Annotated in this window: 14 protein-coding genes; 11 read left to right on the top strand and 3 right to left on the bottom strand. The window is 64.4% G+C overall.

Annotated elements, in window-relative coordinates; all coding sequences use genetic code 11:
- Positions 1 to 132: 132 nt before the first annotated feature.
- On the top strand, positions 133 to 624 hold the full coding sequence (locus tag AC06E7_RS11775; RefSeq protein WP_478064947.1) for a carboxymuconolactone decarboxylase family protein: 492 nt from the start codon (positions 133 to 135) through the stop codon (positions 622 to 624).
- Positions 625 to 809: 185 nt separating this feature from the next.
- A complete protein-coding gene (locus AC06E7_RS11770) occupies positions 810 to 1,823 on the top strand; it encodes an aldo/keto reductase (RefSeq protein ID WP_478064829.1) in 1,014 nt (337 codons plus the stop codon).
- 3 nt (positions 1,824 to 1,826) lie between these two features.
- Here AC06E7_RS11770 and AC06E7_RS11765 read toward each other — a convergent pair whose 3' ends face one another.
- On the bottom strand, positions 1,827 to 2,720 hold the full coding sequence (locus AC06E7_RS11765) for a LysR family transcriptional regulator (protein ID WP_478064828.1): 894 nt from the start codon (positions 2,718 to 2,720) through the stop codon (positions 1,827 to 1,829).
- A 74-nt stretch (positions 2,721 to 2,794) separates the two neighbouring features.
- On the opposite strand from AC06E7_RS11765, the gene AC06E7_RS11760 reads away from it, so the two are divergent.
- Both AC06E7_RS11760 and AC06E7_RS11755 read left to right on the top strand, forming a co-directional pair.
- The gene (locus tag AC06E7_RS11760) at positions 2,795 to 3,388 is read left to right on the top strand and encodes a flavodoxin (RefSeq protein WP_478064827.1); all 594 of its coding nucleotides are present in this window, start codon (positions 2,795 to 2,797) and stop codon (positions 3,386 to 3,388) included.
- A gap of 10 nt (positions 3,389 to 3,398) precedes the next feature.
- Positions 3,399 to 4,391, top strand: a complete 993-nt coding sequence (locus AC06E7_RS11755; RefSeq protein ID WP_447785435.1) for an aldo/keto reductase — start codon at positions 3,399 to 3,401, stop codon at positions 4,389 to 4,391.
- Between the two features lie 568 nt (positions 4,392 to 4,959).
- On the opposite strand, the gene AC06E7_RS11750 is transcribed toward AC06E7_RS11755, so the two are convergent.
- Both AC06E7_RS11750 and gcvA read right to left on the bottom strand, forming a co-directional pair.
- Positions 4,960 to 5,292: a hypothetical protein gene (locus tag AC06E7_RS11750; RefSeq protein ID WP_478064826.1), complete on the bottom strand. Its 333-nt coding sequence runs from the start codon at positions 5,290 to 5,292 to the stop codon at positions 4,960 to 4,962.
- Positions 5,289 to 6,212, bottom strand: a complete 924-nt coding sequence (gene gcvA / locus AC06E7_RS11745) for a transcriptional regulator GcvA (RefSeq protein WP_478064825.1) — start codon at positions 6,210 to 6,212, stop codon at positions 5,289 to 5,291. The genes AC06E7_RS11750 and gcvA overlap by 4 nt, the downstream gene beginning before the upstream one ends.
- A 130-nt stretch (positions 6,213 to 6,342) precedes the next feature.
- On the opposite strand from gcvA, the gene AC06E7_RS11740 reads away from it, so the two are divergent.
- The 7 genes from AC06E7_RS11740 (at position 6,343) to AC06E7_RS11710 (ending at position 12,293) form a co-directional block, all read left to right on the top strand.
- Complete coding sequence (locus AC06E7_RS11740; protein WP_184123490.1) at positions 6,343 to 6,492, top strand: hypothetical protein; 150 nt, start codon at positions 6,343 to 6,345, stop codon at positions 6,490 to 6,492.
- A complete protein-coding gene (locus tag AC06E7_RS11735) occupies positions 6,489 to 7,343 on the top strand; it encodes an MBL fold metallo-hydrolase (protein WP_478064824.1) in 855 nt (284 codons plus the stop codon). Before AC06E7_RS11740 ends, AC06E7_RS11735 begins: the two co-directional genes overlap by 4 nt.
- On the top strand, positions 7,340 to 8,026 hold the full coding sequence (locus tag AC06E7_RS11730) for a hypothetical protein (protein ID WP_478064823.1): 687 nt from the start codon (positions 7,340 to 7,342) through the stop codon (positions 8,024 to 8,026). The genes AC06E7_RS11735 and AC06E7_RS11730 overlap by 4 nt, the downstream gene beginning before the upstream one ends.
- A 25-nt stretch (positions 8,027 to 8,051) precedes the next feature.
- Positions 8,052 to 8,420, top strand: coding sequence for a nuclear transport factor 2 family protein (locus AC06E7_RS11725; RefSeq protein ID WP_478064822.1), 369 nt, complete (start codon positions 8,052 to 8,054; stop codon positions 8,418 to 8,420).
- 24 nt (positions 8,421 to 8,444) lie between these two features.
- Complete coding sequence (locus AC06E7_RS11720) at positions 8,445 to 9,455, top strand: L,D-transpeptidase (RefSeq protein WP_478064821.1); 1,011 nt, start codon at positions 8,445 to 8,447, stop codon at positions 9,453 to 9,455.
- 120 nt (positions 9,456 to 9,575) lie between these two features.
- Entirely contained in the window at positions 9,576 to 11,069 is a 1,494-nt protein-coding gene (locus AC06E7_RS11715; RefSeq protein WP_478064820.1) for a DUF1254 domain-containing protein, read from the top strand.
- Positions 11,070 to 11,258: 189 nt separating this feature from the next.
- Positions 11,259 to 12,293, top strand: coding sequence for an aldo/keto reductase (locus AC06E7_RS11710; RefSeq protein ID WP_478064819.1), 1,035 nt, complete (start codon positions 11,259 to 11,261; stop codon positions 12,291 to 12,293).
- Positions 12,294 to 12,362: the final 69 nt, after the last annotated feature.

Genomic DNA, 12,362 nt, shown 5'->3' with positions numbered 1-12,362 from the left:
GCGCGGCAGCAGGCGATTCCGCTGATCGCCGCTGCTGCGGCTACCAGCAACCTCCCGCAGCTCAATGCGGCCCTGAACCGCGGGCTGGATGCAGGGCTCAGCATCAGCGAAGCCAAGGAAATCCTGGTGCAGATGTATGCCTACACCGGCTTCCCGAAAAGCCTCAACGCCCTCGGCGAGTTGATGGCGGTGGTGGAAGCGCGCAAAGGGCAGGGTATTGCCGATGCGCCCGGCCAGCCACCCAGCGGCGAGATTCCGGTGGGGGCGGCGCTGCGTGCCGTGGGCACAGCCAACCAGACCCGCATTTCCGGCGCGCCGGTCACGGGCCCGGTGATGGAGTTCGCCCCGGTGATCAACCAGTTCCTGCAATCGCACCTGTTTGGCGACATCTTCGAGCGCGACAACCTGGACTGGCAAGGCCGCGAACTGGCCACGGTGGGCGCGTTGGCAGCCATGCCGGGCGTGGAAGCCCAACTGCGTTCACACATGGCGGCCAGCCAGCGGGTGGGACTGAGCCGCGCACAGCTGGAGCACGTGGCCCGGCTGCTGGCCGATAGCGGCGACCCGGCCGCAGCTGCGCGAGCTGCGCAGGCGCTCGAACAAACACCTGCGCCGTCGCCCTGATACCCACGCCAATCATCCCGGAGACCGTCATGAGCACACTGCCTGCAAGTCCACAACGCCGCTCCATGTTGATTGGCGCCGCTACGCTGGCGGCGATGCCGCTGACCGGAACAATCGCCGCGCCATCGGCGGAGGCTGCTACCGTTCGCGGGGCTGACGCTTCAGCGCACGGTGCGGCAGCACCCATGCTGACCAGCCGCCGCATGCTGGGCACGCTGGAAGTATCCAGCGTCGGCCTGGGCGTGCAGAACATGAGCCGCACCTACCAGACCACCATTCCCTCGCGCCCCGAGATGCTGCGCATCATCCGTACCGCGTTCGATCAGGGCCTTACCTTCTACGACGCGGCAGAAGCCTACGGGCCGCATGAGGTGGAAAGAATTCTGGGCGAGGGTGTGGCGCCCTTCCGCAATGATGTTGTCATTGCTACCAAATTCGGCTGGAACATCGACCTTGAGACCGGGGCGCGTGGCCCGGGCCTGATCAGCCGGCCGGCGCACATCAAGGCAGTGGTGGAAGGCATGCTCAAGCGCCTGCGCACCGACCGCATCGACCTGCTGTACCAACACCGGGTGGATCCGCAGGTGCCGATCGAGGATGTGGCCGGGGCGATCAAGGATCTGATGACCCAAGGCAAGGTCCTGCACTGGGGCCTGTGCGAGATGGGCCTGAAGACCCTGCGACGTGCGCATGCCACGCTGCCCCTTGCCGCCGTGCAGAGCGAGTACTCGATGCTGTGGCGCGGACCGGAGCGGGAGGTGCTTTCGGCGTGCGACGAGCTTGGAATCGGCTTTGTCCCTTGGAGCCCGCTTGGCGTCGGGTTCCTCACCGGTGGCATTGATGGACGCACACGGTTTGCCGAGGGCGACATCCGGGCCAATGAAACGCGCTTCAGCCCTGCCAACATCGAACACAACCTGGCCTTGGTAAAGATCCTCATCGCCTGGGCTGAGCGGAAGCAGGCAACGCCTGCGCGCATTGCCCTGGCTTGGCTGATGGCCCAGAAGCCATGGATCGTTCCCATTCCCGGCACCACGCAGATGGCACATCTGCTGGACAACATAGGGGCAGCCAAGGTGCACTTCAGCGCCAGCGAGCTGCGGGAGCTGAATGGAGCCGTCGCTGCAGTAGCCGTGCAGGGCGAACGGCTTCCGCCCGCGGTGCAGGCCTACAGCGACGTGGAAGCGCCGCTGCGTTGACGATCACTCCCGGTAGCGAAGCGCATCACGCAACACCGTGAACGCCGGTGAGGACTGCCGGCGGCTGGGGTAGTACAGGTGGTAACCCGGGAACGACGGGCACCAGTCCTGCAGTACGTGCACCAGCGTGCCGGCCTGCACGTGCGGGCGCACCAGGTCTTCGGGCATGTAGGCCAGACCCAGCCCTTCCAGCGCTGCGCCCAGGCGCAGGGCGACGTTGTTGAACACCAGCTGGCCTTCCACCCGGACCTTGAGCTCCTGGCCCTTTTTCTCGAACTCCCAGGCGTAGATGCCGCCGTGGGTGGGCAGGCGGATGGTGATGCAGTTGTGCTGGGTGAGATCGTGCGGCGACTTTGGCTTCGGGTTGCGCTGGAAGTAGGCCGGCGAGCCGACCACCGCCATCCGAAGGTCCGGCCCGACGCGCACGGCGATCATGTCCTTGGCCAGCTGCTCGCCCATGCGGATGCCGGCATCGAAGCCTTCGGCCACGATGTCGGTGAGGCCGTAGTCGACGATTACTTCGATATTGAGGTCGGGATGCTGGGGCAGCAGTTTGCCCAGCACCGGCTGCATGACCGTAAGCGCTGCATGCTCGCCGGCGGTGATGCGCAGGCGTCCTGCAGGCTTGTCACGGAAGGCATTGAGTTGGGCCAGCTCGGCATCGATCTCCTCGAAGCGCGGGGCGATCACCTGCAGCAGCTGTTCGCCCGCTTCGGTCGGCGAAACGCTTCGAGTCGTCCGGGCGAGCAGGCGCACGCCCAGCCGCTCCTCCAGCTGGCGCATGGACCGGCTGAGCGCCGGCTGGGACATGCCCAGCTGGGCAGCGGCCCGGGTAAAGCTGCGCTCACGCGCCACCAGGGCAAACATCGCCAACTGGTCGTAATTCTCGATGGCCATTGATGCGCTCCGGATATAAGCGATATCCGATTATGCCCATGCAAGTATGCGTTTGGGAGGCGTAGATTTCTCCCATGAGCATTTCATCTCCAAACCCTGGCCGCCGCGCGGTGGTGGCTGCACTGGCATCGCTCCCCCTGGGCTGCACTGCGGCAGACCCCCAACAGCAGGCAGCATCGGCGTCCTCGACCCGGACGCTGGTGGCGTACTTCTCGCGTTCGGGAAACACGCGTGTGATCGCCGGGTTGATCCATCGCAGCCTGCCAAGCGATCTGTTCGAGATCCAGCCGGCAGAAGAATACCCGGCCGACTATCTGGAAACGGTAGCGAAGGCCAGACAGGAAAGGGACGACGGCGTTGAGCCTGCATTGCGCGCGTCCATCGACGACATGAGCCGCTACGACACCGTGTACCTGGGATTCCCGATCTGGGGTGAAACCGCGCCTCCGGTGATCCGCTCCTTCCTGTCACGGCACGACATGAGCGGCAAGACCATCGTGCCCTTCATTACCCATGGCGGATATGGCGTAGGCAGCAGCCTTCGCGTACTCGCCCGCCATGCGCCCGATGCCCGCATCCTGGAGGCCTTCACGATGGAAGCCGATCAGGAGCGCAGGACCATGGAGACGGTCAACGCCTGGTTGGCCACTCCCCCCACTGTTCGATGAGGACGCCACGATGAAAACCCGCATTCTTGGACAAGGCCTTGAAGTTTCCGCCCTCGGCCTGGGCTGCATGGGGATGAGTTCGGGCTACGGCCCGGCGGCAGACAAGCAGGAGATGATCGCGCTGATCCGCACGGCGGTGGAGCGGGGCGTCACCCACTTCGATACGGCGGAGGCCTATGGCCCGTTCGCCAATGAAGAACTGGTGGGCGAGGCGCTGGCGCCGGTACGCGACCAGGTGGTGATCGCCACCAAGTTCGGTTTCGATATCGACCCGGTAACCGGTGCGCGTGGACCGGGCACCAACAGCCAGCCGGCGCACATCAAGGCGGCCGTCGAGGCGAGCCTGAAGCGGTTGCGTACCGAGCGCATCGACCTGCTGTACCAGCACCGGGTAGACCCGGCGGTGCCGATTGAGGACGTGGCCGGTGCAGTGAAGGAACTGATTGCGGAAGGGAAGGTAGGGCACTTCGGGCTCTCCGAAGCAGGGTTGCAGACCATCCGCCGGGCACATGCGGTGCAGCCGCTGACGGCCGTGCAGAGTGAGTACTCGCTGTTCTGGCGCGAGCCGGAAAACGAGCTGCTGCCCCTGCTGGAAGAACTGGACATCGGCTTCGTGCCCTTCAGCCCATTGGGCGCCGGGTTCCTCACCGGCAAGATCGATGAGAACACCCAGTTCGACGCCAGCGATTTCCGTAACGTGGTGCCGCGCTTCTCTGCAGAAGCCCGCAAGGCCAACATGGCATTGGTGGATGTGGTCAAGGCACTGGCCGTCGAGAAGGGTGCCACGCCTGCGCAGGTTGCCTTGGCTTGGCTGCTGGCACAGAAGCCGTGGATATCACCCATTCCCGGCACGACAAAGCTGCACCGCCTTGATGAGAATCTGGGCGCGTTGGACCTGATTCTGGAGCCGGGCGACCTGCAACGGATCGATGGCGAACTGGCCCATATACGCATCAGCGGCGAGCGCTTGCCCGAAGCTGCGTTGAAGATGACGGGTAGGTAGGCGGGTACTTCGCTGTCATGATGCCGGAAGTCAGGATCAGAGAGTGGACTCGCAGAATGCAGGCTTCTTCTCGAGTCCTGAAGGGGAAGGCTGTCCCGCTTGTTGCCGGAACCGGGCAGCCCTATGATCACTGCGTAGTCTGGGCCCGGATCTGGAAATTCCACACATTGGAGGTGAATGATGAAGGCAGCAGCCGGTTTCCTCTCGCTTTTCTGCGTGGCAATTTCCGCATCAGCAGCCACCCCGGTATCAGTGCAGTTCACAGGCGTAGTGCAGCAGGACGCCTTGCCGCCTGTTGCACTGGATCTGCAACTGCCATCCCAGCAGGCAGCAACCGTTCAACTCTCCAGCGGCTTCACCCTGGAGCTGGCTACCCCCGGCAACTCCGCCAGTCCAGATGGGGCCCGCATCAGGCTGCTGTCGTCCAAGGGAGAGGTAATGCACACGGCTCGAGTACCGGATGCTGGCCTTGCCAGCGTCTCCTTCGCTTACCATGTATGCGCGGGTAGTGTCACGTACATGTCCCCGGCGCCAGCCGTCGTGCCTGCCTGCAGGGTGTCAGCCCGGCTCACTCGCTGACTGGCGCAGGGGGCTGGTCCTCTTTCAGCGACAACGGCCGCGCCATGTCTCTCATCCAGCCCCAGAGGATGTAAAAAATGGGGCTGGTGGTGAGAACCCCGATCGACAGCAGCACAACGCCGTAGTTGAACAGCCGCTGCGGGTCGCACTCCAGCGGTCCGCTATTGCCCTTGCCCATCCGGACACAGCCGTGTTCCGGATAGGCAACGTCGTAGGCGCCCCAGACGAACAGGCCGGCCAACAGGGCGAACAGCAACATCACGCCCAGCTCTGCATCCCTGTTCCTCAGCCGTTCCCACCGCTGCGCCAGCCGCAGGTTCACCATGGGGCACCGGAGAGCTGCCGCTGCTCCTGCCGCAGCCAGTGGCAGAATGCTTCCACCTCGGGTCGCTGTTGGGAGACGTCACGGCGTATCAGCCAGAACGCGTACGCATTCTCCAGGCCCACGCCAAGCGGCTTCACCAACCGGCCTTGCCGAAGGTCGTCGTCCACGAGGGGAGCGAGGCCCAACGCAACACCGTGGCCTGAAACTGCAGCTTCCTGGGCAAGGTAGATGCTGGCGAAGACAGGCCCCGACGCGGGGTTTACCTCTGTGGCACCTGCTGCCGCCAACCAATCCGACCACGCAGGAATTCCTGGGCGGCCTGTCGCGCCCTCATCGTGCAGCAGTGTGTAGTGGCGCAGGTCGTCGGGCTGTTCCAATACGTGCGGGTTGGCGCCCAGCAGCGCGGGCGAGCAAACGGGGAACGCAGGTGCCTGCATCAGTAAATCTGCACGGACGCCAGCGTACTTGCCCGCTCCATAGCGGATGCCCACATCAAATCCCCCGCGCAGGAAGTCCGCGTGCTCGTCGCTGGTGTCGATCCGCACCCGTACGTCCGGAAATGCCTGCTGGAACCGGTGCAGCCGTGGCACCAGCCACTTGGCCGCGAACGATTCCATGGTGGTCACCCGGAGTACGGCCGGCGCCCGGTTCCGGGCACGGTCCAACGCCAGGTCCAGCTGTCCCAACAGCTCACCCACCGTTGCAGCCAGTTCGGCGCCTTCCGGCGTCAGCGCCACCGAGCGGTGGTTGCGCTGGAACAGGCTTACGCCAAGGTGCTCCTCGAGATGCTTTACCTGGTGGCTGACGGCCGCCGGGGTGACGAACAACTCACTGGCCGCGCCGTTGAAGCTCAGGTGGCGCGCCGCCGCTTCAAACGTGCGCAAGGCGTTGAGCGGGGCGGCGGGTCGGGTTTTCACAGGCGCCTGGCAGAGCGGAGTCGTCCGCATCGTATCGCATTAGATTTTCTAAGGCGAAGGGCGAAAATACTCGTTTGTCACGCCCCGGTGGGTTGGCCACGATGCCCATCCTGTCAACGGGGTGTACGTAATGCGAATCCAGGAGCTGGCTACGGATGTCGTGATGTTCTTCGGTGACGATGTGGAATCGGTCGCCACCGCATTCATGGATGGCGAGCGGGCGCTGCTGGTCGACTCACTGGGCAGCGAGGCCGATGCCGCCCGGGAGCAAGAAGCATGAATGACCTCAATCACCGTCGGCGCTTCCTTGTGGGATGCGCGGGCGCGGCAGCGGCGACGCTGCTTCCGTTCGGAGCGCTGGCAGCAGCGGCAGTACCCAGAACACTGCGCGCCCAGCGACTGGCATGGGCAGGAGTGCGCCTGCAATTGCCCGACAGCACGCTGTTGATAGATCCGCTGGTCAGTCCGGAGGCATGGGGCAGGGCGCTACCCGACCGGTTGGTGCCGGTGGACGACACCGCGGGCGAAACCCACGTACTGGTCACCCACACCCATTCGGACCACTTCGATGGCACCGCAGTAGCGACCGCGCTCAAGAACGGCGGGGTGTTGGCGTATCCGGCAGGCTTGCAACCCTCACCGTGGCCGCAGGGCGCGCGTGCCCGCCCCAGTGCGCTGTGGGAGCCGCAGCTGCTGGGCGACTTCACCGCCACGCCGGTGCCTGCATCGGATGGTTACGGGGATACGCAGGTCTCATGGGTTGTCTCGGCCGGCGGGCGGCGCATCTTCCACGGCGGCGATACCCAGTGGCATGGCAACTGGTGGCGCATCGGCCGCCAGTTTGGCCCGTTCGATGCAGCGTTTCTCCCGATCAATGGCGCGCGCTTCGGCTGGCGCGAGCCGGAGAGTGGCCAGCCGGGCGTGCTCGCGCCCGAGCAGGCGGTGGCCGCTGCGGTTATCCTCGGCGCTCGGGTGCTGGTGCCGATTCACTACGGTGTCAGCGGAATGGACAAGTATGTCGAAGTGGATGATCCGCTTGGCAGGGTTCGCCAGGCCGCACGCGAGCGGGATATCCCTTTGCAGATCATGGAGCCGGGCACGTGGTTGCCGTGGCCGGAAGGGAGCCTATGAAAGCGCTGAACTGCATCATCATTGCCTTCGCCGTATCGTCCCCGGCCCTGCATGCACAAGCGGCGGAGCCTGCCAGCCCCAAGCGCCCCTCCGTCGAGCAGCTGCAGAAGGTCATCGTCAGCAGGTCGCCGCAGACCCGTGTGGAAGCAGCGGACAGCGACCGCATCACCGCACGCCGCATCGACATCGTTGACGAACAGGGCGTGATCCGCATGACCCTTTCGGGCCAGACGCCCGCGCCGATCATCGACGGCATCCAGTACAAGCGCGCCTTCAATGTGGCGGGCATGGTGCTGTACGACGACAAGGGCAGTGAGCGCGGCGGCTTCGGTACCGCGGACGTGGATGGTGGCATGGCCGTGCTCGCCTTGGACCACCCCGCCATGGATGCCATCGGCTGGCGCGTCTCACCGGATGGCGAGGTGCGCTTTTCGATCAACCAGGCACCGCCGTTGATTCGCGAACCCCGCCTGGACAACCGCCTGATTCCGGGGGTGCAGACACCCACACGGATCCAGATGGTGGTGGGTGCCGACGGCACGCCGGCCATCGCGCTCAACGACAAGCAGGACCGGGCCAGGCTGCGCTTGACCGTCACCCCGGAAGGCTACGGCGCCATCGAGTTCCTGGATGCGCAGGGCAAAGTAATCCATACGCTGGCACCAGAAGCAGCACAACAGTAACGCCAACCACTTTCATGGAGTCCGCATGGATACTGAAATCCGGCAGCACGAGGAAGCCCTGCGCGTTGCGATGCTCACCAGCGACGTGGAGGCCCTGGAATCCCTGATTGCAGACGACCTGATCTTTGTGGGGCCGTCAGGCGATGTTTTTCACAAGCAGGATGATCTGGCGCTGCACCGTTCCGGACGCCAGAAGCTCACCTTGGCAGAGTGGCGATCTGTAGAGATCTCCGCACAAGGGCAGGCCGCTGTAACCTCGGTAACAGCCGAACTGGCAGGCACGTTCGACGGCGCTGCGTTCGCAGGGCACTTCAGGTACTGCCGCTTCTGGGTGAAAACGGCGAGCGGCTGGCAGGTGCTGGGAGGTTCGGTTATCGCGTTACCATCGGCCTGAACCCACTGCTGGACGCACCTCATGATGAAATCTGGCCTGTTGCTGATTGCGCTGATGATGTCTGCCGGGCAGGCCTTGGCCACGCCGTCATGGGGCGCGCCCAGTTCCAGCCCGGCCAACACCTCGCCGGCCGAACTCAAGCCGGGCGAGTGGGTATGGGGCGGGGATTCCAAAGCGATGGGCCCGATGGCGGTGGTGGTGAGCATCACCGAGCAGCGCGCCTACGTGTACCGCAACGGCCTGCTGGAAGCCGTGTCCACGGTGAGCACCGGCAAGCCTGGTCACGAAACGCCCACGGGTGTGTTCACCATCCTGCAGAAGGACAAGGACCACCATTCCAGCAAGTACAACGACGCCGCCATGCCGTACCAGGAACGTCTTACCTGGGATGGTATTGCCCTGCATGCCGGCGGATTGCCGGGGTACCCGGAATCCCATGGCTGCGTGCACCTGCCCACCGAGTTTGCCCGGCGGCTGTTCGGGGCGACCAACATGGGCATGGTGGTGGTGATCGCCAAGGAGGGCGTATCCGATCCGACGCTGGTGCACCCCCGCGTGGCCAGCCCGATCGACCCGGGCACCGGCAAAGAAGTGCTGTCCGTACCGCTGGGCACGCAGGAGGCGTTCCGCTGGCAGCCGGACGTTGCACCCACCGGCGTGGTGTCGCTGTTGCTCAGCACCAGCGACCGCCGACTGTTCGCATACCGTGACGGCAAGGAGATCGGCCGTTCGCGCGTGGGTTTCCGCGGTGGCGCAGCGCCTGAAGGAACGCGCGCGTACATGGTTGCCAGCAGCAACGCGCCGGCAACCGAACCCTCATGGGTAGAGGTTGGCATCCCGGGCGAGGAAGCGGCCCGTGGCACCGTGGTGAGCCAGGCCGACGAGCAGCGCGTGCTGCTGCCCGAGGGGTTCCGTGCCGCGCTGCGGCCGCTGATGAGCCCGGGGGTGGTACTGCTGGTAACCGACCAGCATGTGCTGCCCGACACCACGGGGCCGGCATTGCAGGTGCTGAATGCCGAGCAGCCGGCGCTTTAATGGCAGCGGCGTCGCTCGGTAGAAATACCGAGCCAGCCTGCGTGAAACTCCTCTTGCCGGCAAAGATCCTGACGACGACAGTGGGACTGTTCCCCTGTGCCTGAGGCTGAGCTGGATCCCATGTACCTCCGTCAAACTCACTCCGCTGCAACACTGCTCGGCATGGCCCTGGCCTGCTGCCTGTCCCTCACCGCGTGCGGCGGCGGAAAATCGCCCGAAAAGGAGACAGGTGCAACGGTTACGCCATCCCCGGCGCAACCGTCAACCACGCCCTCTGCGGCCCCTTCGGCCGATGAGGCAAGAAAGATTGCCCGTGACGCCTACGTGTATGGGGTACCCATGGTGGACACCTACAAAACGGTGTACGCGTTCAATGTCGACAAGGGCAATCCCCAGTACAAGGGTCCGTTCAACTCCATTCTGAACATCGCCCGTGTGTTCACGCCCGAAGACACCGCGTTCGTAACGCCGAACTCGGACACGCCTTACTCGTTTGCCATGCTGGACCTGCGTGCGGAACCGGTGGTCATTACCGTGCCCAAGATGGAAAAGGACAGATACTTCGTCTTCCAACTGATGGATCTGTACACCTTCAACTTCGACTACATCGGGAGCCGTGCAACCGGCAACGATGGCGGAAGCTTCCTTATTGCCGGGCCCGGCTGGAAGGGCGAAGCACCGGCGGCTATCACCAAAGTGATCCGGTCCGAGACCGACCTGGTCAGCGTGGTCGGGCGCACGCAGCTGTTCAATCCCGGCGATCTCGACAACGTAAAGAAGATACAGGCCGGCTACAGGGTTCAGCCGCTGTCTGCATTTGCCGGGGGCGCTGCGCCACCGGCTGCCCCGGAAATCCAATGGATCAAGCCGACGCCCCCGGCGCAGGACCGCACCTCCCTCGAGTTCTTCAACCAGCTGGCATTTCTCCTGCAGTTTGCACAACCGGCGCACCCAAGCGAGACCGCACTGCGCGAGCGCTTCGCCATGCTGGGCATCAAACCCGGACAGCCGTTCGACGCTGGCAGCCTGTCGCCGGAGATGCAGGCAGCACTCAAAGAGGGGATGGCCGAGGGGCAGAAGCAGATCGACGCCAAGCGCGCATCATTGGGTGGTAAGACCGATACGCTGTTTGGCAACCGGGAGTTTCTCAAGAACGATTATGTCGCGCGCGCCACCGGAACCCAGGTGGGTATTGGCGCCAACTCGCGTGAAGAAGCGATGTACCCCATTCTTGACAAGGATGCCAGCGGCCAGCCGCTCGATGGCAGCAAAGGCCGATACACGCTGCACTTCGCGAAGGGCGAGCTGCCGCCAGTCGATGCATTCTGGTCTGTCACCATGTACGGACTCCCCCAGCAGTTGCTGGTCAAGAATCCGATCAATCGCTATCTGATCAATTCACCGATGTTGCCGGAGCTCAAGAAGGATGCCGATGGCGGGTTGACGATCTACATCCAGAACCAGTCCCCTGGCAAGGACAAACAGGCCAACTGGCTGCCGGCGCCCGAGGGCCCGTTCGTAATGTTCATGCGCTACTACCGCCCCAAGCCTGAGTTGCTCGAAAACCGTTGGCAAACCCCGCCGGTGGAGAAGGCAGGGGACGCCACCCCATAGCCCGCGAGAGGGCGCATGCAGCGGGGAAGCCGCAGGCGGACAGGCTGGCACGGCAGGCACCCCCAGATGGGGGAGGCATTGCGAGCCCTGATTCTGGATGCGGCAACGGGCGGCCGGGTGGACGATCACGGCATGGCAGCAGAGCAGCGGACGCTGTCGCCCCCTCGCAATGACCCTATGAGGTGCCCCATGCGGTATAGATTATTTGGCCGGACCGGCCTTCGCGTCTCCACGCTTGCGCTGGGCACGGGCAACTTCGGCAAAGGCTGGGGTTATGGCTCGGATCGCGATGAAGCGCAGCAGATCTACTCCCGGTACCGGGAGGCAGGTGGCAACTTCATCGATACGGCGGACCAGTACCAGTTCGGCCAATCGGAAGAAATGCTGGGCGGGTTCATTGGCGGCGACCGCGACGATCTGATCCTGACGACCAAGTTCTCGCTGGGCGCCAGCCCCACTGCTGGCCTGCAGCGAACTGGAAACAGCCGCAAGGCGATGATCCAGAGCGTGGAAGCAAGCCTCAAACGGCTGGGGACCGATCGGATCGACCTGCTGTGGGTGCACATGCCGGACGGCGTCACGCCCATCGATGAAATTGCCCGCGGGCTTGATGACCTCGTCCGCTCTGGAAAGATCCTGTATTCAGGTCTTTCGGATTTTCCAGCGTGGCGAATTGCCACCGCAGCAACCCTGGCAGAGCTGCAGGGATGGGCGCCGGTGTCGGCCGTGCAGCTCGAATACAGCCTGGTGGAACGCACGGCCGAACGTGAGCTGTTGCCCATGGCGGCCGCCTTCCAGCTTGGCGTGGTGAGCTGGTCGCCGCTGGGTGGCGGGCTGCTGACCGGGAAGTACCGCAAGGGCGAAACCGGTCGCGCAGAAGGGCTGGGCGCGGTCATTCACAGTGAAAGCGACGAGCGTAAGACGCGCGTGGTGGACGAGGTGCTTGCGCTCGCTGAAACCACCGGGCTGCCTCCCGGCCAGATCGCGTTGGCCTGGGTGCTGGCCAAGGGCACGCTGCCCATCATCGGCCCGAGGACGCCCGCGCAATTGGAGGACAACCTTGGCGCTGCACAGGTGCAGCTGACGCCCGAGCAGGTCCGTGGGCTGGATGACGCAAGCGCGTTCCCGCTGGGTGTCCCGCACGATGTCGTTGCAGGAAGTGCGGGATCCCTCGCCGGCGGAATGCTGGAAAGGGTTGACTTTCCGGGCTGGATGGTCAAATAGCGGCTTGGCAGAACAGAGTCCGAACGCCGGTTCAGGTCTTCACAATCCATGTACGTATCGCAGCGTCAT

The sequence above is a fragment of the Stenotrophomonas sp. Steno-Z4 genome, from assembly GCF_056393145.1.
This window is presented reverse-complemented; position numbering and strand designations above follow the sequence as displayed.